We start from the raw sequence: 23,348 nt of genomic DNA, 5'->3' as shown, positions 1-23,348 counted from the left end.
TTTTCGGTGCTGACGCATATAGCCTAAGGTGTCAGCTACCGTAAACCGTATACCGAAAGCCGTATTCTGTAAACTGACAATTCTTTTTTCGATTGGAAACCCGGTTTTTTGACTACAAATACACCTTCGCTTTAGAGTCGGGTGCGGCTCTGCCGGGCTTCCGGCTGGCGTATACGACGCGTGGAACGCTAAATAGTGACCGTTCAAATGTCGTCTGGATTTGCCATGCCCTCACGGGGAGTGCCGATCCCGGTGAGTGGTGGGAGGGCATGATCGGGCCGGGTAAATTTTACGATCCGGCGCATCAGTTTATCGTATGTGCCAACGTGCTGGGCTCCTGCTACGGCTCAACCGGGCCGCTGTCGGTCAATCCGCAAACCGGGAAACCGTTTTACCACACGTTTCCGCTGATTACCATCCACGACATTGTCAAAGCGCTGGACCTGCTCCGGCAGGAGCTGGGAATTGAACAGATTCAAACCTGTATTGGCGGGTCGCTCGGCGGGCAACAGGCGCTGGAATGGGCCATTCAACAGCCGGAGGTGATTCAAAACCTCATCCTGATTGCTTCCAACGCCGTGATGTCGCCCTGGGGCATTGCCTTCAACGAAGCCCAGCGGATGGCCATCAGCACCGACCCCACCTGGAGCGAAAGCCACGACAATGCCGGCCGAACGGGCCTGAAAGCCGCCCGGGCCGTGGCCATGTTGTCCTACCGCAATTATGACACCTACGGTTTCACGCAGGCACTCGACAACAACGAGCAACTCGACCACTACAAAGCGTCTACTTATCAGCAGTACCAGGGCGAAAAATTGGCCAATCGCTTCAATGCGTACACCTACTGGATTTTGTCGAAAATCATGGATTCGCACAATGTCGGCCGAAACCGGGGCAGCATCAGCCTGGCACTCGAGCAGGTTGTGTCGCGAACCCTGGCCGTCGGCATCAAATCCGACATCCTCTTTCCACCCATCGAACAAAAGATTCTGGCCCGCCATATTCCGGATGCCCGCTACGAAGAAATCGATTCCCTGTATGGTCACGACGGTTTTCTGATCGAAACCAAACCGCTTACCCAGATTATCCGGACCTGGATGGACGAACCGAAAACGGTACTCAGGACAGCCGAAAAGTAGTTTAGGGCCAATGCGCTGACCATAAGTAAATTTCGCGTTTGCTTTCGCTTTAGTATAAATCGAGCCTGATTTGATGGAATTGTAGGATTGTTTAAAGCCAATTACTGCTGTTTTGTAAATAATTTAATAAAATCGTTCTATTAATAAATTATTTTAAAAATATCATTCTTATATTTCATCGCTTTTCATCTCGTAGAGGTTTTAATAGAGTATTGTATTTATGGAGGCAAACTATACGGTATCCATTGTCGATAAGAAAAAAAGTCGTTTAAAGCGCGGTATCCTGAAAGAGATGTACCGGCTGGGTTCGCGGACGCTGGCTCAGTTGGCCAAGGCGTTGCACGCCAGTGTTCCTTCCGTCACGATGCTGATCGACGAACTGGCGACTGAACACTGGGTGCAGGAAATCGGAACCGGTGCGGCTCAATACGGGCGAAAACCGGCTCTGTTTGGACTGCGGCCCGGAAATCAGGCAATTGTTGTGGTCGACATCAGCGTTCACGATGTCAAACTGGTGGTGTTCGATCTGACCAATCGCGTACTCAACCGCCTGGATGTCAACCTGCGTTTAGAGGACTCCGTGGCTTTTCTGGAATCGCTGAAAGGGCCGCTGGAGGAAATCTCGCACCGGATTCAGGAACACAACCTGAACATCATCGGCGTCGGTTGCGCCCTGCCCGGCCTGGTCGACCCCCGAACCGGGATCAATTACACCTACAAAAAACTGAATCGGCCGGAGCAGTCGTTGCAGCAGTTGCTGGCCCATTATTTCGATTCGCCGGTTTACCTCATCAACGATACCAAGGCGACCATTCTGGGCGAACACCGCTTCGGGCTGGCAAAGGGGAAAAACCATGTTTTGTCCATCAACATCGACTGGGGTGTGGGTCTGGGCGTGATCAACAACGGTGAAATTTTGCAGGGCCTGGCTGGTTTTGCGGGCGAATTAGGGCATATCCAACTCCAGGCCGACGGCGAATTGTGCTCGTGCGGCAAAGTGGGTTGCCTCGACACGCTGACCTCGGCCTCCTCGCTGGTGCGCCGGGTGAAAGCCGGTTTGCGGGAAGGACGCGTTTCGAAACTGGCCGAAGAAAACTTTGAAGACATCGACGTCGAGCTGGTGATCGACAAAGCCAAAGCGGGCGACGAACTGGCCATCGATCTGCTCAACGAAGTGGGCGGTGAACTGGGCAAAGGACTTTCCATTGCTGTTCATTTATTCAACCCTGAGCTGATCATTGTCAACGGGGTCGTAGCCAAAGCGGAACGACTCATTACCCGTCCCATCGAGCAGGCCATCGACAAGTATTGTCTGGCAGATTTTCGCAACAAGCTAGTAATCACGGTGTCCCGGCTGGGTGAAATGGCAAAACTCTACGGCACGCAGGCTTACGTTGTGCAGAGTTTACTGGAACACGAAGAAATTCCTTGATAAATCCGCGTATTGAATGAAAAAACTGTTTCTCTATATAGTAGTTATTTGTCTGACAATTCGGGTTTCCGAAGCGCAGACGAGCCGGTATGCCCTGGTTCCACAACCCGTTCGGCTCGATGAGCAGAAAGGAAATTGCAAACTCCCGAACGAAGTCGTCATTAGCATCGGCACCGACAACGCGGAGGTGCGCCGGGTGGCCGGGATGTTAGCCGGTCAGCTTGCCAAAACCACCGGTCGGACGCCGAAGATCAAAACCGGCCAAGGCGGGACTATCGTTTTTGTAACCGAACAGAATCCCAAACTGGGCAGCGAAGGGTATTTCCTGACCGTATCGCCCAAACGCATTACGCTAACCGCGCAGCAACCCAACGGTTTTTTCTACGGGATGCAGTCGCTGCTGCAACTGATGCCCGCCGAGGTGTTTGGCACCACCGTGGCTTCGGGCGTCGATTGGTCCGTGCCGTGCTGTCGCATCGAAGACCAGCCACGCTTTGGCTATCGGGGCGTGATGCTGGATGTGGGGCGTCATTTTTACCCGGTTCCGGCGGTGAAGAAATTCATTGATGAAATTGCGCTTCATAAACTTAACACGTTCCACTGGCACCTGACCGAAGACCAGGGTTGGCGGATTGAGATCAAAAAATACCCCAAACTGACCGAAATCGGCTCGGTCCGGAAAGAAACCATGCTGGGGCATTACCGGAACAACAAATTTGACAAAACACCCTACGGCGGTTTTTACACGCAGGACGAAATCCGTGATGTCATCAAGTACGCGCAGGAACGGTTCATTACGGTAATCCCGGAAATCGAAATGCCGGGTCACTCGATGGCGGTGCTGGCGGCTTATCCGCAGTTGGGGAGTAATCCTGACAAAATTGTGCCGGTAACGGGTCGTTGGGGCGTCCACGACGATGTGCTGTTCCCGCGTGAGGAAACCTTTCAGTTTCTGGAGGATGTGCTGACCGAGGTGATCGCTTTGTTTCCAAGTCCCTATATCCACATCGGCGGAGATGAGTGTCCGAAAAAACAGTGGATCGAAAGCCGGTTTTGCCAGGATCTGATCAAAAAACTGGGGCTGAAAGACGAGCACGAACTGCAAAGCTACTTCATCGGACGCATCGACAAATTCATCACGTCAAAAGGGCGCAAGATGATCGGCTGGGACGAAATTCTGGAAGGCGGTTTGTCGCCCAACGCGACGGTGATGAGCTGGCGGGGTGTCGATGGCGGTATTGCGGCCGCCCGGCAGGGACATGATGCGATCATGACGCCCACCACGTTTTTCTACCTGGATTATTACCAGGCCGACCCCAAAACGGTGTCGCAGCCCGTCTCCATTGGCGGAATGCTGCCCCTGGAAAAAACGTATTCCTATGAACCCATGCCCGACAGTTTATCGGCAGAGGAGCAAAAGCACATCATCGGCGTTCAGGCCAACCTCTGGACGGAATACATCAAAACCCCGGAGCACCTCGAATACATGCTGTTTCCCCGCGGAATTGCAATGGCCGAAATTGGCTGGACGCCCAAAGAACGCAGGAACATCGACAGTTTCAAGCAGCGGCTGGACGTTCATAAGAAACGCCTGGACGCACTGAAAATCAACTATTTTGGCGCGCCCATCAACGCTGATTTCATCTATGTCAAACCGGATGGTTCGACGGGGAAATTGTAGGGTTTCAGGCCATACCCGTTCCTTCAATCGGTCATCTCTCCGGGATTTTAGACCCACCTTGTTCATCTCTACCCCCGGTTTAACCGGGGGCTACAAAATGATTCATCCCTCCGGGATTTGTAATTTGATAATCCCGAAGGGATGAATCATCTGGTAGCTACTTTTCAGGGGGTATCGGCATTACCCTGCTGTTACCGCATCGTTCCGGAAATACGACAATGCCCCGGATGGACACTGATGGATCTGTTCCACAATGCGTTCCGTTGTCGCTCCGGCGATGGTCACCCACGGTCTTTTCCTCGGATCGAAAACGTCCGGTAACCCCGTAAAACAGCGTCGGGAGTGCGTACAGAGGGCCGGTTTCCAGACGACGGTTATTTCGCCATTGGTGTAACGGGTCGTGATGTCTTTCATGAATGCAATGGTTAGAGGATGAATAAAATTCGCCTGGACAGGTAGAGAACCGCCCTTTTTTGCTTACCAACAAAAACTGCTGAATAAAATTTCAACACCTGAGCCTTATGAAAAAATGCTTCCTGCTGGTCTATCTGTACCTGCTTGTAACGGTTTGTGCCCTGGCCCAACCCGCCGAACGTCCCATTAAAATCGTCGTGGCGCCCGATCATACCGATTGGTTATACCGCCCCGGCGAGTCCGTTAAATTTACCATTTCTGTTTTACAATACGGCAATCCCGTCAAAGGGGCCAAAATCCGGTATGAAATCGGGCCGGAAAAAATGGAGCCCACGAAACAGGAAACCGTGACGCTGGCCAACGGCACGACCATCGTCGATGGCGGAACGATGAAAACACCCGGTTTTCTGCGTTGCATCGCCACCACCGAAATCAATGGCAAGACCTACCGCAACCTGGCCACGGCCGGTTTCAATCCGCTGCAGGTGGTGCCGACCGTCGAAAATCCCGCCGATTTCAAGATGTTCTGGGACAGTGCCAAAGCTGAACTTAGCCGGATTCCGCTCGATGCCCGCATGACGCTGCTGCCCGAACGCTGCACCGAAAAAGTGAACGTGTATCAGGTCAATATTCAGAACTACGCCAACTCCCGGTTGTATGGCATTCTGTGTGTGCCGAAGCAGGACGGGAAATATCCGGCCTTGCTGCGGGTTCCGGGGGCGGGGATTCGGCCGTATAACGGCAATATCGCCGATGCGGAAAAGGGCATCATTACGCTGGAAATAGGGATTCACGGCATTCCGGTGAATCTGGACCCGGCGGTTTACCTCAATCTGAGTGCTGGTGGACTGGGTGGTTATCAGAATTTTAACCTTGACGACCGCGATCGGTATTACTACAAACGGGTGTATCTGGGCTGCGTGCGGGCCAACGACTTTCTGGTGAGTTTGCCGCAGTACGACGGCAGCAATCTGGCCGTAACAGGCGGTAGTCAGGGGGGCGCGTTGTCCATCACCACCGCCGGTCTGGACAGCCGCGTGAAGTGGCTGGGAGCCTATTACCCGGCTTTGTCGGATGTGACGGGGTATCTGAAAGGCCGGGCTGGCGGGTGGCCGCATCTGTTTTACGGAAAGGCTCTGGCTTTCAACAACACGCCCGCTAAAATCAAAACCGTTGGGTATTACGATGTCGTCAATTTTGCCCGCCTGATCAAAGTGCCGGGGTATTATTCCTGGGGTTTCAATGACGAAACCTGCCCGCCGACTTCCATGTATGCCTCTTACAACGTAATTTCGGCTCCAAAACAATTGAAATTATACGAAGACACCGGCCACTGGACCTATCCCGAACAAACGGAACTGATGACCACCTGGCTGGTTCAGCAGTTGAAGGGAGCAGGGAAATAGTTAAGAGTTAAAAATTAAGAGTTAAGAGCTGCCACCCGTGCTGTTGGCTAATGTATTTTAACTTAGCAGAATAACTCTTAATTTTTAACTCTTAACTCTTAACTAAAAAATCATGAACCGAAAAACCGCCTTGTTGTTGATCCACGGCTGGCTGATGGCGACTGCGCTTTTCGCCCAGAATGGCGTCTTGGTTTTTCAGTCTGATTTTGGGTTGAAAGACGGGGCGGTTTCGGCGATGAAAGGTGTGGCGGTGGGCGTGTCGCCCACGCTGAAGATTTTTGATCTGACCCACGACATTCCAGCCTACAACATCTGGGAAGCGGCCTACCGGTTATTGCAAACGGCCCCCTATTATCCCGAAGGCACGGTTTTCGTTTCGGTCTGCGACCCCGGTGTGGGAACGGAACGGAAATCGGTGGTTCTGCTCACCCAATCCGGCCATTATTTTGTAACGCCTGACAACGGAACACTCACGCTCATTGCCGAAAAGCTGGGCATTCAGGAAGTGCGCGAAATTGATGAAGCCGTTAACCGCCTGCGCAATTCGACGGAGTCCTATACCTTTCACGGTCGCGACGTGTATGCCTATACGGGAGCACGGCTGGCGGCTAAGGTCATTTCGCTGGCACAGGTCGGCAAAAAGCTGCCCGCCGAGGTTTGGAAAATACCTTACCAGAAACCGGTTCTTGAAAATGGCGTTCTGAAAGGAACGGTTCCGGTGCTGGACGTGCAGTATGGCAACGTCTGGACCAACATTCCCAAACCGCTTTTTGAACAACTGGGCGCTAAAACCGGCGAGAACCTACACATTCGGATTTTTAATAAAAATAAGAGGTGTTTTAAGGGTAATGTGTTGTTTGTGAACACGTTTGGTGAGTCGAAAGAAGGTGGGAATGTGGCCTATTTCAATAGCCTGCTCAATTTTTCAGTAGCGGTGAACAGGGGAGATTTCGCCCGAAAATATAAAATCAGCAGCGGGCCGGATTGGCGGGTTGAAATCTCGAAATAGTAAAACCGTGTCTTGTTCGCCCTTTGCGGACCACCTTATTTTTTCATCTTCTTGCCGGAACTACAACCAGGTGGTATCACCGTAATTTCATATTGACAATAGAGCGAAAGTTGAGAAGAAAGTTGCTGGAGAAGTGAAAAGAAGGGCAGCAAAAAAACGATCATGGCGGCTTCAGACCGGGTTTTGACGAATCTCCTGAAAATTGCCTGAGAACTTTTTGTTACTTTTTGGTTTAGTATACGACTAAAGTAAAAACCTTTCACTCCCTCACATCATGCGCTCGCGAGCCGGTCGATTAATTTTTGGTTTGATAGCGGCCCTCATTGCCGTTTTTACCTACTTCAGTAACACGCAGGAAAATCCGGTGACGGGTGAGAAGCAGCACATCAGCCTGACGCCCGAACAGGAAGTTCAGTTGGGGCTGGAAAGTGCGCCCCAGATGGCCCAGCAATTTGGTGGACTCTACCCGGACGAAAAAGTGCAGCAATCGGTGAAGCGCGTTGGCCAGAAAATCGTTAACTCCACCGATGTAAAAAACAGCCCTTATCAATTTGATTTTCACGTTCTGGCCGACAACAAGACGGTTAATGCTTTTGCCGTACCGGGCGGGCAGATTTTTATCACAGCGGCTTTGCTTGATAAATTGAAAAACGAGGACCAACTGGCGGGGGTGCTGGGTCACGAAATTACGCACGTGGTAGGACGTCATTCGGCCGAGCAAATTGCCAAACAACAACTCACCCAGGGACTGGCCGGGGCTGCCGCCATTGCCACCGAAGACCCCAACTCACCGGGCCGCAATTCGGCCATTGCGGCTTACGTCGCCAACCTGATTGGTCTGAAATACGGCCGTGATGACGAAATCGAATCCGACCAGCTCGGGGTTCGGTGGATGGTCGAGAGCGGGTACAATCCCGAAGCGATGATCGATGTGATGGAAGTGCTGAAGGCCGCCGGTGGTCCCAACCGCCCTTCCGAATTCATGAGCAGCCACCCCGATCCCGATAACCGCATCGAACGCATTCAGGAAGCGATTGCGAAGTATAAAGCGAAGTGAAAAAAGAATGATAAATGTAAAATGATGAACGCCAAATGTAAAAGGGTTGCTCCGACTCCGGTTTTACTTTTGCATTTGGCGCTCATCATTTTACATTTCAAAGTTCCTTCCCGCAATGCGGGCAGTGCCGCTTCTGACCGGTTTTTTGGGAGCGGATGTGTTCGGCAAAACCCGAGGCTAAAATACCGGTTGGGAGGGCGAAAAGGCCAATTCCCATGACTGCCGTAACACCGGCCAGTACTTTTCCCAGGGGGGTCATGGGGTGAATATCGCCGTAACCAACGGTGGCCATCGCGTTAATGCCCCACCACAAGGTGGCCGGAATGCTCGAAAACTGATCGGGCTGGGTGGGGTGTTCGAGGTAGTACATGACACTCGAAATAATGACGAGCATAAACATCAGGAAGGAGACGCTCAACACCAGTTCTTCTTTTTTGTCTTCTACCACGCTCTGAATGACCTGAAATGCCTTGGAATAGCGCGTGATGCGGAACAGCCGGAAAATCCGGAAAATCCGCAGAATCCGGATCAGGGCCAGATCGGTGTGAAAAAGCGTTACGTAAAACGGCAAAATCGCCAGCAGGTGAACAATGGCCGTGGTGGACAGCATGTACCGGATTCGCCCGAAAACCGGGTGCCGATACTTCTCATTCTCGACGCAGATCCAGACCCGGACGAAGTATTCAACCGTAAAAAAAATAACGGAAAAGATCTCAAAATCAACGAATAAATGGTCGTAGCGAAGCTTGAGCGATGGCACGGTATTCAGAATGATGGCAATGGCATTGAGCGTAATGACGACGATCAGGGTCAGGTTGAATACCAGACTCAAACCCCGTTTTTTTCCGGTGGACGTTTCCAGTACCCGGTAAACCGTCCGGCGCAACGGGTTGGCAGCGGGCTCGTGGATGTGAGCAGAATGTTGCATAGGAATAGCATTGGTAAGAAAAACGAATATGAACAGCGAATGCTGAACGGTAGATGAGAAGAGGCATTTCGTTATTCAATATTCGTTATTCAGTGTTCAATAGTCAACTCGTACAGATCAGAACAGTCGTTCACCACCGATCCAGGTTTGCAGTACCTTCACCCCTCGAAGTTGCGGAGCCGGAATCTTCATAATATCCTGTTGCAACACCACAAAATCGGCTTGCTTGCCGGGTTCGATGCTGCCGCGCAGGTGGTCTTCAAAATTGGCGTAAGCGGCCCAACTCGTCATTGCTTTCAGGGCGGATGCGCGGTCTACGGCATTTTCCATCTGGTAGCCGCCGGCCGGAAACCCTTTGGCATCGACCCGGGCCACGGCGGCATGAAAACCATAGAGCGGGTTGGGGGCTTCGACCGGAAAGTCACTCCCAAAGGCAATGATACCGTTTTGTTTCATCAAGTCTTTGAAAGCATAGGCACCCTTCACCCGGATCGGTCCCAGACGGTCGGTGGCCCAGTCCATGTCGGAGGTTGCGTGGGTGGGTTGCACCGACGGAATGACCGAATACCGGTTAAATTTCCAGAAATCGTCCGGTGAAACCACCTGCGCGTGTTCGATCCGCCACCGGCGCGGGTTGGGGCTTTTCAGCAGTTTGCCGTACAGATCCAGAATCAGGTGATTGGCCGAGTCGCCAATGCAGTGCGTATTGGCTTGAAAGTTACTGGCTTCCAGTAAGGTCAAAATCCGTTCCAGTTCGGCGGGATGCAGCAGCAGAAAACCGGCGGTTTCGGGGCGGTCGTGATACGGTTTTCGCAGACAGGCCCCCCGCGACCCCAGCGCCCCGTCGGCATAGAGTTTGAAGGAGCGAACCGTCAGCCGGTCGGTCTGGAAGGGCCCCCGTTTGAGGTAATAGTCCAGATTCGGTTCGCCAAGTTTGATCATCACATAATCCCGGATCTTCAGCTTGTTTTCCCGGTGCAGTTGTTCCACCAGTTCAATGTCTTTCCGATCCAGACCGGCGTCGGAAACCGTTGTCAGACCCAGCGACAGACACACTTTCTGGGCCGCCAGAAGCATGCGCTCCTTTTCCCGGGCGTCCGGTTGCGGAATCAGGCGTCGAACCGCATTCTTCGCGTTGTCGATCAGGACACCCGTTGGTTCGTTGTTTGCCAAAATGACTTCCCCACCCGCAACTTTGGTGGCGTTGGTAATGCCAGCCAGTCGGAGTGCTTTCGAGTTGATCAGGGCCGCGTGTCCATCGATGCGGGCAATGTAAACCGGGATCGTGGGGAAGGCCGCATCCAGTTTTTCCCGGGTCGGAAACTGCTTGTCGGGCCACTGGTTCTGGTCCCAGCCCCGGCCCAGAATCCAAAGGTTGTCGGGGTGTTTTTCGGAAAAGGTTTTGAGTCGTTGAATCACCTCGTCGAAGGAGCGCGTGCCCACCAGGTCGGCCTGTTCCAGCATCTGCCCCAACCCCAGGAAATGGGCGTGAGGGTCATAGAAACCGGGATAGACCGGCTGCCCGTTCAAATCGACGACGCTATCCGCCTGGTAGTCGTTCAGCACGCTTTCCGAAGAGCCGACGGCCACGAATTTTCCATCTTTGACAGCAAAAGCCTGGGCACTGGTGAAGAGGGAGTCGGCAGTGTAGATAACCGCATGATGAACCAGTAAATCGGCCTTTTTTTTGGGCGAACAAGCCGTTAAAAGGGCCATAGAAAGGCCGAAGAGCAGGTAGCGATGGTTCATGCCGGAAATTTACGCTTTTGGTGGAAGATTCTTTCGGAAATGTTCGGTTGAGAAGAAATACCTCCAAATCTAATTCCGGTATACAAAGAATGACAGAATATCTTTTAATTTTGAAGGTCAGATACTTAAAAATAATACCAGAATGCGCTTCTTTCTAAGCTTGCTCCTTTTCTTTTCGTTCTTTACTTCCTGGTCTCAACCCGTTCAACCACTCGCTCCGCGCACCCGGCGCACTTCCGTTATTACGCAGGAGGGCGAAACACTTACCTTGCAGGAAGCGATTTCGGCGGCTCTTGAAAAAAGTTACCAGGTTCGCATCTTCCGGTCGCAGGAACAGATTGCCCGCACCGATTTCAAGACGGCCAAAGCCAGCTTTTTTCCCAATGTAACGGGTAACCTAACCAATAACAGCAACTTACAAAATTTACGCCAGGAATTTCTCGACGGCTTACGTCCCCCTCAGAATCTCTACGGGATCACCAACCGGAATACGCAGGTTGGGGTTGGGGTAAACTGGACGATCTTTAATGGTTTTGGCAATTTCATTACCTACGACCGCCTGGGCGAAGTCGTGAAGATCAGTGAAGTCAACACCCGCGCCAACATTGAAGCCACGGTGGCCGATGTGGCCACGGGCTATTACGATGTAATCCGGCAATTGCAGCAACTGGTTTCACTCCGGCAGGCGCTGGATATTTCCCGTGACCGCCTGGAACTGGCCCGCGCCAATTACGAAGTTGGCACGCGCTCGCGGGTCGATTTCCTGAGTGCTCAGGTCGATTATAATGCCGATAGCTCCGCACTGGTAACGCAGCAGCAGAATGTGCGGAATGCCAAGGTATTGTTGAATACGCTCATCGTTCGGGACCCCGCCACGGAGTTTGCCGTTCGGGATACGATCATTGTGCGGACGGATATTTCGCTCGACCAGCTTCGGGAGTCGTTGACCAACAACAACCCGCTGTTGATTGCCGCGTCTCTGAACCGGCGGGTTGCGGATCTGAACGTGCGGCTGGCGCGGTCGCAACGGTTGCCGGTCGTCAATCTGGTGGGGGGGTATAATTTTACGGCCATCGATAACCAGGGCGGTTTCGGGGTTCGGAGTGCCCGCAACGATGCCCTTCAGTACGGGATTCAGGCCAGCATTCCGATTTTTACCGGATTTAACCAGCGACGGTTGCTGGCCAACGCCCAGACGAATGCGCTCATCACCGAGTACCAGGAGTCCGACCAGCGTTTGCAACTGCAGCAAGCCCTCGAACAGACCTACTCCCAATACCGCAACAGCCTGATTCTGGTCAATCTGGAACTGGAAAGCTTCAAAATCGCCAATGAAAACGTCGAGATCGCCTTTGAACGCTACCGGGTAGGCAACTCGACGGCGGTCGAATTCCGGGATGTACAGCGTAACGCCGTTGCCGCCGAGACCCGTCTGATCAACGCCGAATACAACACCAAACTTGCCGAAATCGAACTCCTGCGGCTCAGCAGCCAGATTCTGCAACAAACGAAGTGAGTTAAGAGTTAAGAGTGATGAGTTAAGAGTTAAAAAAATCGTCGTATCTGTTTTTTTAACTCTTAACTCATCACTCTTAACTCTTAACTCTTTATGCCCTGGACGAAGCAGGATTATCCGGTGTCGTTGAAGAATTTTATGGCACCGGTGCGAAACAAAGCGATTTCGATTGCCAATGCGCTGTTGAAAGAAGGAATGGAAGAGGAACGGGCAATTCCGATTGCCACTTCCAAAGCCGAAGAATGGGCGGCTAACCGGCATTTGAAAATCCGGAAAGATAAGGCATCCTGAGTAAACCGAAAACGCGGTAAATGAACAACGAAGAGCCGATTCAGGCTTTTGACTGGCAACGGATGTTGCTGCACGATTTTCCGGTGAGCTACCTCGGTGAGGTGGCACTGCGGACGTTTGTCATGTTTTTGATTTTGCTGACCGCCCTCAAAATATCGGGGAAGCGGGAAGTGAAACAACTTTCGGTTTTCGAACTGGTGCTGGTCATCGGCCTGGGGTCAGCCGCGGGCGATCCCATGTTCTACCACGATGTGCCGCTGCTGGCGGCTGCGGTGGTGTTCGTGGTCATGATGGGCAGTTACAAATTCTTCACCCGGCTGAGTGACAAGAGCAAACCCGTCCGCGAATTTCTGGAAGGAAAACCGGTTTACGTGATTGAAAACGGCTGCATTCTGGTGCAGAACTTCGATGAGGAAGACCTGGGGCTGGATGAGCTGTTCGCCGAACTGCGGATGGCGGGCATCGAGCATCTTGGGCAGGTTCGGACGGCGATTCTGGAACACAACGGCGAAGTCAGCATTTTTCAGTTCAAAGACGACGAAGTAAAGCCGGGCTTGCCGATTCTTCCCCATAAATTAAAGGAGTCCTTTGATACGCTTTCCGAAGCCGGGCATTACGCTTGTTGTCAATGTGGTCAGGTGGTAGAATACGGCAAAGGGCCGGTTTCGACCTGCCAGCGTTGCGACCATCACCGGTGGGTGCGGGCACAGGGGTGAAACGATCCATGCGACCGGTCAGGTGTTCAACACCTAACCGGTCGCATGGATCGCAGGCTATTTCTTCACTTTATCCTTCAAAAACGTCAGCAACAGTTTCTCGATCGGATCCAGCCCATACGGTGACGTTTGGCGAAACTGGTTTTTGCGCTTCAGATACGGGTTTAAATCCCGGCATTCATAGGCTTCCAGAATCTGCGGATGCACGTAATATTTCCGGCTAACGGTCCGCGTGTTGCCCAGCCGGTGGGCTACCTGTTCCAGAATCGTATTGATGTTTTTCTTCGCTTCCTGTTCCGTCGAACACGGTTCCAGTTCGGCCAGCAAACGCAACGCGTTGACGGTTCCGGCCCAGGTACGGAAATCCTTGGCTGAGAATTCTTCCCCCGTCACTTCCTGCAAATAACCGTTCACCATGCCGGAGTCGATGCTGCGGTGTTCGCCGTTTTCGTCGTAATACTGAAACAGCTCTTTGCCGGGAATGTCGCGGCAGGCTTTCACGAGTCGGGCCAGCCGCCGGTCGCGAACGGTAATGTCGTGGTAAATACCTTTTTTGCCCTTGAACCGAAACTGGAGTTCGGAGGTCGCCACGTTGACGTGTTTGTCTTTTAAAGTCGTCAAACCGTAGTGCCCGTATTCTTTCTCGTACGATGCGTTGCCAATCCGGATCAGCGTCTGTTCCATCACACTGAGGGCAATCGCAATGACCTTTTCTTTGGTCAGCTCGCGGTTTTTCAAATCCTGCTCGATGCGGGCGCGAAGGTCGGGGAGTTGTTGGCCGAAGGCAATCATCCGGAAGAACTTGGTTTCGCTGCGGATGGCGTTCCAATTGGTATGGTAGCGGTATTGCTTCCGGCCTTTGGTGTCGATGCCGGTGGCCTGCAGGTGTCCGTTGGGTTTGGCGCAGATCCAGACGTTTTCCCAGGCTGGCGGCAAGGCCATTTTCTTGATGCGGCACAGGGTGTCATCGTCGTCGATGAGGTGATCTTTCGGGTCTTTGTAAACAAACTGATCACCCGACCGATGGCGGGAAATGCCGGGTGTCGAATCGTTGACGTAGACTAATTTGACCGCTTTGGCGGCCTTGACGGGGTCGTGAACCAGTTCGGCTAAATTCATGGGTACGGTTAAATGTATTGCATAAACCCGAAGAGCTGGCAAATGTTAAACCGTCCGACGGATATTTATTGACGGTTATATGAACAAAACCAAATTCATCGTTTATCAGACAAACAAAGCCTAATTTCGATGAAAAAGCTCTTCTTTTTTACTTTCATCCTCGTGATTTTTTCGCTAAAACTGCACGCTCAGGTACAGGTCGGTGTGCGGGCGGGCGCTCACTGGTCGACGGTTCACACCCGGAATTCTTTCGCCGACCGTTCTCTGGCGAGGGGCTTTGCTGTTGCGGTTCCTGTTGAGATGGTTCTGAAAAATCGCTGGTCGATTCGGGCAGAACCGTCGGTCATTCAGAAGGGCTGGCAGTCAGGTGTAGATTATACCGATGAAATCGGTGTGCCTGCCGGAACCGGGAAACTCCTTTTACATTATGAAGTTGCCGAGCTTCCGGTATTGATTTCTTATCGCCGGAAGGTGACGAATCGCTGGGCCTATTACGGATTGTTTGGCCCCAGTCTGGGATATGCATTGGGCGGCAGGCTGACGATTACGGATGAGGGCTCCGAGATTTTTCGAGATCAGGTTCTTTTCAGGCGTCGGCTCGAAGCGGCTGTCTGGGGTGGTGGTGGAATTGAGATGGGGATCGGGCGACTCACCACCTTTTTAGATGCCCGGTTTCAATACGGGTTGAGCCAATATCCCTCGACTCTGGCATCCTCCAAACCGAACGAGAACACCTACGGTTTCACCGTCTCGCTCGGCTGCTGGTTGCCAACCAAAAAATGACCCTGACTGCAAGGGCGATCAGGGTCATCGGTCTTCTATCACACAAAGATAGGACTACGCTAATTATTGGGGTGAAAGCCCGGAAAACCGGTGCTAGTTCATTTCTTCGATTTCCCGCAGGTGCCGGTTGCGCATGGCAATCACCGATTCCGGAACGGGTTTATAATCAGCTGGTTCACGCAGAAAAATCAGACGGATGTTGCGTTTATGGGCGGTTTCTTTAAAATTCTGAATCGTGTTCATCACATCGCTGTCGATGTACGACGAATTGCTGCTGTCGATTTCTACAATGGCGTTTTCGGGCACGTTCATCAGCACTTTCACCATGCTGGCCTTGCTCAGGAACGAAACATAATCGCCGAGACTGATGCGGATGTGCTCCTGCCCGTTGTCCTGAAAGGTTTCCATTTTATGGGCGTTGAGGTAATTTTCCCGCAGAATGAAAAACAGGGCGACCAGCATACCGATGCCAATGCCGGTCAGTAAATCCGTCATCAAAATCGAAACGACGGTGACCACGAAAGGCAAAAACTTGGCGATACCTTCCTCAAAAAGCTGCTTGAAAATCCGGACCCGGGTCAGTTTGTAGCCGGTGATCAGCAAAATCGACGCGAGTGCCGCCCACGGAATCCGGTTGAGCACCGTCGGCAGGGCAATTACACACACCAGCAGCAGCGTTCCATGTACCAGGGCTGCGAGCTTGGTCCGGGCACCGGCGTTGATGCTGACCGAACTCCGGACAATGACGGACGTCAGCGGAATGCCTCCAATCAGTCCACTCACCATGTTGCCGATTCCCTGCGCCTTCAGTTCGGCGTTGGTGGACGTTTTGCGTTTCAGCGGGTCCAGTTCATCCGTCGCTTCAATCGACAGCAGGGCTTCCAGGCTGGCTACCAAGGCAATGGAAATGGCCGCTGTGTAGACCTGCGGATTGGTCCATTGTTCAAAATCGGGCATCGTAAACAAATCGACGAAAGCCGCCGGGCTATCGGGCACCGGTAATTGCACCAAATGGTTGCCTTGCAAGGCCCAGTCGCTCTGAAAAATTCCAATCAGTCCGTTGATAGCAATACCCGATACCACCACGACCAGGGCCGCCGGTACATTTTTCAGAATCTTGTTTTCTTTGAAAAAAGGGCGTTCCCACAGCAGCAGAATCGCCAACGACACGACGGCAATCAAAAAAGCGACACCGTTGAGTTGGCCGATGGCGGCCTGAAACTGACTAACGATGTTGAATCCATCGGGCTGAAAAAGTGAAATCTCTTCGGCCGAATCCGTATCGTAGCCAACGAGATGCGGGATCTGCTTGATAATCAGAATGACGCCAATACCGGCCAGCATACCTTTGATGACCGATGAAGGGAAGAAGTTGCTGACAATCCCGGCCCGCATGTACCCCAGCCCAATCTGGAGAACACCGGCCAGGAAGGTTGCCAGCAGAAAAGCCGGAAACGAACCCAGCGACTCAATGGCGGCCAGTACAACAACAATCAGACCTGCCTCAGGTCCCGAAATACTCAGCGCTGAACGACTGAACAGACCGACCACCAGGCCGCCGACAATCCCGGCGATGATTCCTGAAAAAAGAGGGGCTCCGGAAGCCAGGGCAATTCCCAGACAAAGCGGGACGGCTACCAGAAATGAAACAACACCTCCTTTGATATCCCCTTCTACGTTGCTCAAATCAACGATTTGAAAGTTTTTTTGTGTTGTTTTCATGATGCATGAATGGTTGGATGAAGTCACATTAGGATAATCACAACGCGGTCAAACCGATCCGGTCAGTTGGCTGAACTGACCTCGATTGCGGTGGTTTCGCGCTGGTTAAGCTCCAGTAACCGCTTTTCCAACTCAACTTTTACGGCCCGCAGCGAGTCCGCTTCCGATGCCTTGACTTCATATTTCGTGCGATAAATTTCCTTATCCTGGCTATTTTCGCGGTAATTGATGTATAAATCGAGGGCGATGGTGGCAAAAATCAGTCCCCAAACCGTTCCCCAGTTAACGAGTTTACTCGATTTTTTTTCGGTATTGTTCGTGTCGACTAGCATAGCTCCCGGTAGTTTGTGTGATTCAGTCGGACGGTTTTATCGATACAAGCTCACAATCCCAGGTCTTTAAATGCGCCAACCCATTGACAGGCAATGGGTCGAACCGGACTGGACTAATGATTCTTTTATCGTAGTAAATACCTTTCCTTGTGATAGTACAAATCTACAACCGTATGGAAAGCAGGTAATTAAGAGTTAATTAGAAGTCAATGAGAAGTCGATTAGAAGTCAATTAGGAAACGATTAGAACGTTTTGGGTAGCTTTAATGTAAAGGTCGTGCCTTCGTTGATTTTGGATGCAACCGAGATTTGTCCACGGTGCAGCTGAATGATGCGGTAGGTCAGCGGCAGGCCGATGCCGTAGCCGAGGATTCGTTTGGCGTTTTCGGCCCGGAAGAAGGGTTCGTAAATGTGCTTGATGTCGGCCGGGTCAATGCCGATCCCCTCGTCTTTGAACTGGATGGTGGCCCATTGCTCATCCGCCCCCAGGATTACTTCAACCCGGTTGTTGGCCGAAAATTTACACCCGTTCTCCATCAGGTTTACGAAAGCGGAAATCAGCAACGCCAGGCTCCCCTGAACCGTAAGCGAAGACTGAATGGTTTCGCTTTCGAAGGAGAAAATGACCTGATAATCCGGTCGACGGGTGGTTAACATCTTGGTTGCCTGATAGATGGCTTCGTCCAGGGCCACCTCGTGAAATTTGATGGGCGCATCGTCGAGGCTCACCTGCGTCAGTTCCAGCAAATTATTTGACAGCACGTTCAACCGTTTGATCACGTCGAGAACGGCGACCCATTTGGCTTCGTGTTCTTCAACGGTGCGTTTCTTGATGAGTGTCACTTCGATCTGGCCGGTAATGATCGTGAGGGGCGTCCGGAGTTCGTGGGAGGCATTGGCCACAAAATTCCGCTGGACCTCAAACGCTTCCTGCACCCGGTCGAGCATCGAATTGAAGGTTTTGGCCAGTTGCGCAATTTCGTCGCTGTTGTCGCTGGCATCTACCCGCATGTTTAGATTCGATGCCCTGATGCGGTCCACCTGCCGGATCACATTGGAAATCGGTTGCAGAAAACGACCCGCAAACATCCAGCCCGAAATACCCACCAGTGAAAGGCTGAAAACCAGTCCGAAACCGAGGATATTCCGCAAGTGAGCGATTTCCGTCAGCCCGGATTCGTCGTAGGCGGTGGCAATGATCACGTATTCCTGTTGCTGATAGGTGTAGGCCAGCCCAACGATTTCCCGGGTTTTGCGACGCATATAAAGTTGCTTCTGTTTACGAACGCGATCGAGCAGGTCGCGTTGGCTCGCAATACCGTGTGCGGTGTCGGCACTGGCGTAAATCTGTTTATTCTGCTGGTCGTAAATAACGATGTGTTCTTCGGGTAAAGACGTCAGGTTGTTGCGTTCAATTAAACGAAGAATAGCCGGGTCGACTTCGTCCTCCTCAATCAGCAGCCGGGCGGTAATGCGGGCTTTGTCGGTCAGCCGGTAATAGAAATCGCGTTGCCGGAAATATTCAGAAATAAAATAGATCGCCAGCGAAAAAAGCACCAGATTGGTGGCGACAATAATCAGGAAAGTAACCGAAATACGCGCTCTTATTTTCATCTGTTATTCTTCCGATTCCTGCATGATGTAGCCAATACCGGTGATGGTATGGATCAATTTGGGGGAGAAATCCTTATCGATTTTTTTTCGTAAGTAATTCACATACACATCGACCACATTGGTGCCGGTGTCGAAGTTGACATCCCACACTTTTTCGGTAATCTCATTGCGGGATAGGGCCTTGTTCTGGTTTTTCATAAAGAACTCCAGCAGCGCCAGTTCGCGGGCGGTCAGAATGATTTTCTGGGTGCCGCGTTTGACGGTTTTACTCTGCTGGTTCAGTTCCAGATCCGCAATTTTCAGCACCGTGGCCTCGGAAGGATGGGTGCTTCTCCGCCGGTTCAAAGCCCGCAACCGGGCCACGAGTTCCCGAAATTCGAACGGTTTGATCAGGTAATCGTCGGCCCCGGCGTCAAAACCGCTCAGTTTGCTTTCCGTACTTCCCAGGGCCGTCAGCATCAGAATCGACACATCTTCGTAGCGGCTGCGAATGAGTTTACACAGCTCGAAACCGTTGATTACCGGAAGGTTTACATCCAGAATAATCGTGGGGTAGTCAGTATGGGCCAGCATCACCTGAGCCTGCAAAGCATCGCCGGCCACGTCGGCTTCGAAACCGTAGTCTTCCAACCCGCTTTTAATAAATGAAGCTACTTCCTGTTCATCTTCAACAAGTAAAATCCGCATACCAATCAATGTTACAGGAGTTGAACCGTTTAGATTTGAAAATAATATCCACGGAAAAATATAGCACTCAACTCCTTTTTTTGCTATAAATCACGCAATAATTCAGCCATGGCCCGGTATAGTTTGGGTGCGGTTTCGGGTCCGGTGGAGTTGACTTCACCATACGGTTTATTCTCCTGGTTGTAAATATGCGGAGCTTCCGTATCCCATTCACTTTTTGGAATAATGTAGCCCAGTTCATCATTCGCCAGTCCGATCACAAACTTGTATTTCCCCGGCATTAAACTTCTTAGCGGAGGAGTTTCGATCGGTTTGATACGAAAGTCGGCACCTACCGGGTTTTCAACCCCGCCGTTGACGATTTCGGGATAGATTTCCCCCGGAACACACAAAAAAGACGCTTCGCCTAAACGGAAAGCCGCAATTTCGCTCCGGAAGTTCCCCCAACTGCTAAAACCGGCATCCAGAACGCCCAATCCGACCGCCAGCCGGAACAGTTTATTGGCCAGCGGGATTTCGATCGTGTGCGCTTTCAACCGGATGTCCGCTGGTTGGGCTGTCGCGGTGTCCTGCTGCAACGATTTGTAAATCAGCATTGCCAGGTGTTTTCCCTGCGCATCAGCTTTCTCAAATGTCGGGTCTTTAAACCGCTCGCCCGTCAGCGGATCCTGAATGGTCACTTTGGGTGAGGTCGTCATCAATCCGCCTACGCAGCCGGACGCATACACCACGGTTCCCCCCAATCCCTTCTGCACCACCGAATCGCCCTGCGAGATTCCTTGTTCCAGATACGCCCGAACATAATGCGGGAAATCGGAAGTCAGCAGGGTGTTTTTGCTCCACAAGGTTTCAGGGTGATTTCCCCAGACGACGAGCGTTCCCAGGGTGCTGTCTTTCACCGCATCCAGTACCTGCATGCTATACAAACCGGCGTCTTTCACCAGCGGTTTTCGGGTATCCATCTGCAGCGAATCCGCACCGGTCAAATCCTGCGCAAAACGCAGCCGCGCCGGTCGCAGCTTTTCGACGGCCTGAACGATGGCCCGCGTCACCTGCTGCTCAACAAATAGTTCATACGCTTTGTTTACGCCACTTTTTAAAACACTGCCACCCCACATCCCCAGAAAATCCGGCGCTTCGTGGGTGTGGGTGCTGCACACGATGGAATAGGTAACGCCCGCGCTGACGGGGATGGATTTGCGGACATTGATGACGTTTTTGTGTGTAAAGCCGAGCAGGTCGACGGCCACGATGGCCAGCCGGGTTTTGCCATCGTCGATCACCATTGCCCGCGCCCACAAATCGTCGTGAACGCCGTTGGCCGCGCGTTTCTGGCTGAATCCCGCCATCCAGTAGGCATCGAATTCGCCGTTGTGGTTGCCGTCGGTAAAGGTGTCGCCGTCGTCCGGTTTATAAGCCGCATCCTGGTTTTTATCCGTCCAGCGGTCGGGGAGGTAGGGGGTGATTTTCAGCGCCGAAAAACCGACTTTGAGCGACTGGGGCTGGGCAGGCGCCGGAATGTTCAGGTCGAGCGAATAGCTGGGATGCCGGTCGCGGCTGTTGTAGTAGCCGTAGCCCGCACCCAGCACGACGACCGCAACCAGAAAGAGCAGGAAACCGATGAAAAATTTACGCACGGAGGAAGGAGTTAAGGAGTTCGCGTAAAAGTAAAGATTTAGCGGTTACGGTACTCCGGTTTACGGTTTACGACGGGAATGACGCGTCATTTTCTTGTGCTGATCAAGGGTTATAATTACGGATGCTGATTTGACCAGGTGACTTCCGTTTTAAAAAAATGTCTAATGGAAGTCATTAAACACATTCTGGTTATGGCGGATACGTACACGCAGCTTTACGTACAGATTGTATTTGCCGTTAAAGGCCGTCACAGTCTTATTCCACGGGAGCACAAAGAAGAATTGCATCGCTATGTAACGGGGATCGTAAAAAACAGGGGCGCTAAGTTACTGGCAATCCATTGTATGCCCGATCATGTCCATGTATTTATTGGATTTTCTCCCACATTAACCATTGCCAGTTTGGCTAGGGATATAAAAACGGCGACTTCGTCTTTTATTAAGGAAAAACGCTGGACACGAATTCCATTTTACTGGCAGGAAGGATATGGGGCTTTTACCTATTCTCATTCGCAGGTTGGTGCGGTTGTGCGCTATATTTTAAATCAGGAAGAACACCACCGTAAGCACACGTTTCGGGAGGAATACCTTACACTACTGGAAAAATTTGAAGTGCCGTTTGAGACGAAATACCTGTTTGAATGGATTGATGACGGAGTTAGAAAGTAGTACGCTCCTCCGGAGCTTGATGATATCGACTGAATTCTGTCTGCTATTAACAGAAAACCCCTCCGGGGTCATGCACATCCTACACCAGGCGTCCCACTCAATCCCGGTGGGAATCCCTGTTTATAGCAACCAAGGTGACTATTGACAGAAAACCCCTCCGGGGTCATGCACATCCTATCCCAAGCGGCACCCTCAATCCCGGTGGGAATCCCTGTCAATAGCAAGCAAAGCGACTTTTGACAGAAAATCCCGCCGGGGGTCATGCACATACGACACCAGACGTCCCACTCAATCCCGGCGGGATTTTCTGTCAATAGCAAGCAATCTCTGCTACGGTAACCCTGAGCTCCGGAGGAGCGCCCCAGCCCAACGGGTTTGACCACAATTACAATCCATTTTTGACTTTATTCCAAAATCTATCAAAACAGCTAAGGTAATTTTGGTAAAAAGCCGACTATTGACAGAAAATCCCTCCGGGGCAATGCAAATACGACGCCAATCGGCACACGCGATCCCGAAGGGATTTCCTGTCAATAGCAAGCAATCCCTGCACGACAACCCTGAGCTCCGGAGGAGCGCCCCAGCCCAACGGGTTTGACCACAATCACAACCATTTTTGTCTTTATTCGGGAAATTTTTAAAACCAACTAAGGTGGTTTTGGTGAAAAGTTGTCTTTCTTAGTAAAGCATTGTCTCTTTCAAAGACCCGTTCGTTTTAATCTAAGGTTATGCAAACCCGTCAACGGTTCGATTCTGCCGACCTCCACGTTCCGACGATTACCACTCCCGGGAATGACCCTGGTCTGGAAATCGAGCCAGCGGATGAAAAACCGGCTCGGCAGGATGCGGAATGGTTCATTCGGCGGACGTTCAGCGAGAACCCGCAAAAAGGATGCGAATTGCTTTTTCGGCGGTATCACCAGGCGCTTTGCAGCCATGCCGTCCGGTTTGTCTACTCCAAAGAGACCGCAGAAGACCTCGTTAGTGATGTTTTTTGTAAATTCTGGAAAACAAAAGCCTACGAATCCGTGACGGATTCGTACCGGTACTACCTGTTCCGCAGTGTCCGCAACGAAGCCTACAATTACCTGCGCCTGGAATTTAAAAAGCTGGAAGACCTCGAAACCGCTGATACGCAGGAGGGTGCGTTTAGCCAGCGCCCCGACCAGATTATTCAGTTCGAAGAAGTCTTTCACCGGGTCGAAGATCTGGTTGAATCGATGCCTCCGCAATGCCGGAAAGTATTTCTGCTGAGCCGGTTTGAAGGGAAAAAATACCAGACCATCGCGACCGAATTGGGCCTTTCGATCAAAACCGTCGAGGTACACATGGTGAAGGCCCTGAGCATTATTCGGAAAGGATTGAAAGAGCACTGGCTGATTTTGCTGGTCCTGTGGATGAATAACTCCTGAAGCCACTAAGGTGCTTTTGCCGAAAAGTTGTCTTA

The 23,348-nt window shown here is 51.8% G+C and carries 21 protein-coding genes; 12 read left to right on the top strand and 9 right to left on the bottom strand.

All coding sequences use genetic code 11. From position 1 onward, the window contains the following. Positions 1 to 92: 92 nt before the first annotated feature. The 3 genes from metX to FH871_RS02920 all read left to right on the top strand — a co-directional run bounded on the left by metX (position 93) and on the right by FH871_RS02920 (position 4,252). The gene (metX, locus tag FH871_RS02930; protein WP_138989822.1) at positions 93 to 1,139 is read left to right on the top strand and encodes a homoserine O-acetyltransferase; all 1,047 of its coding nucleotides are present in this window, start codon (positions 93 to 95) and stop codon (positions 1,137 to 1,139) included. 220 nt (positions 1,140 to 1,359) lie between these two features. Beyond that, the gene (locus tag FH871_RS02925) at positions 1,360 to 2,571 is read left to right on the top strand and encodes an ROK family protein (RefSeq protein WP_138989821.1); all 1,212 of its coding nucleotides are present in this window, start codon (positions 1,360 to 1,362) and stop codon (positions 2,569 to 2,571) included. A gap of 16 nt (positions 2,572 to 2,587) precedes the next feature. Next, positions 2,588 to 4,252 (top strand): beta-N-acetylhexosaminidase, encoded by a 1,665-nt coding sequence (locus FH871_RS02920; protein WP_138989820.1) that lies wholly within the window; start codon positions 2,588 to 2,590, stop codon positions 4,250 to 4,252. A 180-nt stretch (positions 4,253 to 4,432) separates the two neighbouring features. Here FH871_RS02920 and FH871_RS02915 read toward each other — a convergent pair whose 3' ends face one another. Further along, positions 4,433 to 4,666: a (4Fe-4S)-binding protein gene (locus FH871_RS02915; protein ID WP_171062738.1), complete on the bottom strand. Its 234-nt coding sequence runs from the start codon at positions 4,664 to 4,666 to the stop codon at positions 4,433 to 4,435. Positions 4,667 to 4,773: 107 nt separating this feature from the next. Between FH871_RS02915 and FH871_RS02910 the strand changes: the two genes are divergently transcribed. From FH871_RS02910 to FH871_RS02900, 3 genes are all read left to right on the top strand, one after another. Further along, a complete protein-coding gene (locus FH871_RS02910) occupies positions 4,774 to 6,072 on the top strand; it encodes an acetylxylan esterase (RefSeq protein WP_138989818.1) in 1,299 nt (432 codons plus the stop codon). A gap of 112 nt (positions 6,073 to 6,184) precedes the next feature. Continuing rightward, positions 6,185 to 7,081, top strand: a complete 897-nt coding sequence (locus FH871_RS02905) for an S-adenosyl-l-methionine hydroxide adenosyltransferase family protein (RefSeq protein WP_138989817.1) — start codon at positions 6,185 to 6,187, stop codon at positions 7,079 to 7,081. A 274-nt stretch (positions 7,082 to 7,355) separates the two neighbouring features. Then, entirely contained in the window at positions 7,356 to 8,138 is a 783-nt protein-coding gene (locus FH871_RS02900; protein ID WP_138989816.1) for a M48 family metallopeptidase, read from the top strand. Between the two features lie 97 nt (positions 8,139 to 8,235). On the opposite strand, the gene FH871_RS02895 is transcribed toward FH871_RS02900, so the two are convergent. Continuing rightward, positions 8,236 to 9,066, bottom strand: a complete 831-nt coding sequence (locus FH871_RS02895; protein ID WP_138989815.1) for an ion transporter — start codon at positions 9,064 to 9,066, stop codon at positions 8,236 to 8,238. Positions 9,067 to 9,183: 117 nt separating this feature from the next. Next, the gene (locus FH871_RS02890) at positions 9,184 to 10,815 is read right to left on the bottom strand and encodes an amidohydrolase (protein ID WP_138989814.1); all 1,632 of its coding nucleotides are present in this window, start codon (positions 10,813 to 10,815) and stop codon (positions 9,184 to 9,186) included. A 142-nt stretch (positions 10,816 to 10,957) separates the two neighbouring features. On the opposite strand from FH871_RS02890, the gene FH871_RS02885 reads away from it, so the two are divergent. The 3 genes from FH871_RS02885 (at position 10,958) to FH871_RS02875 (ending at position 13,338) form a co-directional block, all read left to right on the top strand. Beyond that, positions 10,958 to 12,331 carry a TolC family protein gene (locus tag FH871_RS02885; RefSeq protein WP_138989813.1) on the top strand — a complete coding sequence of 458 codons (1,374 nt, stop codon included), beginning with the start codon at positions 10,958 to 10,960 and terminating at the stop codon, positions 12,329 to 12,331. Between the two features lie 93 nt (positions 12,332 to 12,424). Further along, positions 12,425 to 12,622, top strand: a complete 198-nt coding sequence (locus FH871_RS02880) for a DUF2188 domain-containing protein (RefSeq protein ID WP_138989812.1) — start codon at positions 12,425 to 12,427, stop codon at positions 12,620 to 12,622. A gap of 20 nt (positions 12,623 to 12,642) precedes the next feature. Continuing rightward, positions 12,643 to 13,338 carry a DUF421 domain-containing protein gene (locus tag FH871_RS02875; protein ID WP_138989811.1) on the top strand — a complete coding sequence of 232 codons (696 nt, stop codon included), beginning with the start codon at positions 12,643 to 12,645 and terminating at the stop codon, positions 13,336 to 13,338. A 57-nt stretch (positions 13,339 to 13,395) separates the two neighbouring features. On the opposite strand, the gene FH871_RS02870 is transcribed toward FH871_RS02875, so the two are convergent. Further along, complete coding sequence (locus FH871_RS02870; RefSeq protein ID WP_138989810.1) at positions 13,396 to 14,457, bottom strand: DNA topoisomerase IB; 1,062 nt, start codon at positions 14,455 to 14,457, stop codon at positions 13,396 to 13,398. Positions 14,458 to 14,586: 129 nt separating this feature from the next. On the opposite strand from FH871_RS02870, the gene FH871_RS02865 reads away from it, so the two are divergent. Next, positions 14,587 to 15,240, top strand: a complete 654-nt coding sequence (locus FH871_RS02865; RefSeq protein ID WP_138989809.1) for a porin family protein — start codon at positions 14,587 to 14,589, stop codon at positions 15,238 to 15,240. A gap of 93 nt (positions 15,241 to 15,333) precedes the next feature. Here FH871_RS02865 and FH871_RS02860 read toward each other — a convergent pair whose 3' ends face one another. From FH871_RS02860 to FH871_RS02840, 5 genes are all read right to left on the bottom strand, one after another. After that, on the bottom strand, positions 15,334 to 16,962 hold the full coding sequence (locus tag FH871_RS02860) for a SulP family inorganic anion transporter (RefSeq protein ID WP_138989808.1): 1,629 nt from the start codon (positions 16,960 to 16,962) through the stop codon (positions 15,334 to 15,336). A gap of 62 nt (positions 16,963 to 17,024) precedes the next feature. Then, complete coding sequence (locus FH871_RS02855) at positions 17,025 to 17,294, bottom strand: hypothetical protein (protein WP_138989807.1); 270 nt, start codon at positions 17,292 to 17,294, stop codon at positions 17,025 to 17,027. Positions 17,295 to 17,537: 243 nt separating this feature from the next. Next, on the bottom strand, positions 17,538 to 18,908 hold the full coding sequence (locus FH871_RS02850; protein ID WP_138989806.1) for a cell wall metabolism sensor histidine kinase WalK: 1,371 nt from the start codon (positions 18,906 to 18,908) through the stop codon (positions 17,538 to 17,540). Positions 18,909 to 18,911: 3 nt separating this feature from the next. Further along, the gene (locus tag FH871_RS02845) at positions 18,912 to 19,595 is read right to left on the bottom strand and encodes a response regulator transcription factor (protein ID WP_138989805.1); all 684 of its coding nucleotides are present in this window, start codon (positions 19,593 to 19,595) and stop codon (positions 18,912 to 18,914) included. Between the two features lie 83 nt (positions 19,596 to 19,678). After that, entirely contained in the window at positions 19,679 to 21,232 is a 1,554-nt protein-coding gene (locus tag FH871_RS02840) for a neutral/alkaline non-lysosomal ceramidase N-terminal domain-containing protein (protein ID WP_138989804.1), read from the bottom strand. Between the two features lie 192 nt (positions 21,233 to 21,424). On the opposite strand from FH871_RS02840, the gene tnpA reads away from it, so the two are divergent. After that, positions 21,425 to 21,901, top strand: coding sequence for an IS200/IS605 family transposase (gene tnpA, locus FH871_RS02835; RefSeq protein ID WP_138990240.1), 477 nt, complete (start codon positions 21,425 to 21,427; stop codon positions 21,899 to 21,901). Between the two features lie 728 nt (positions 21,902 to 22,629). Further along, a complete protein-coding gene (locus FH871_RS02830) occupies positions 22,630 to 23,313 on the top strand; it encodes an RNA polymerase sigma-70 factor (RefSeq protein ID WP_138989803.1) in 684 nt (227 codons plus the stop codon). Positions 23,314 to 23,348: the final 35 nt, after the last annotated feature.

Source organism: Larkinella sp. C7 (assembly GCF_006149005.1).
Lineage (GTDB): Bacteria > Bacteroidota > Bacteroidia > Cytophagales > Spirosomataceae > Larkinella.
Note: the sequence above shows the minus strand (reverse complement) of the source record. Positions and strands in the feature narration are given on the sequence as shown.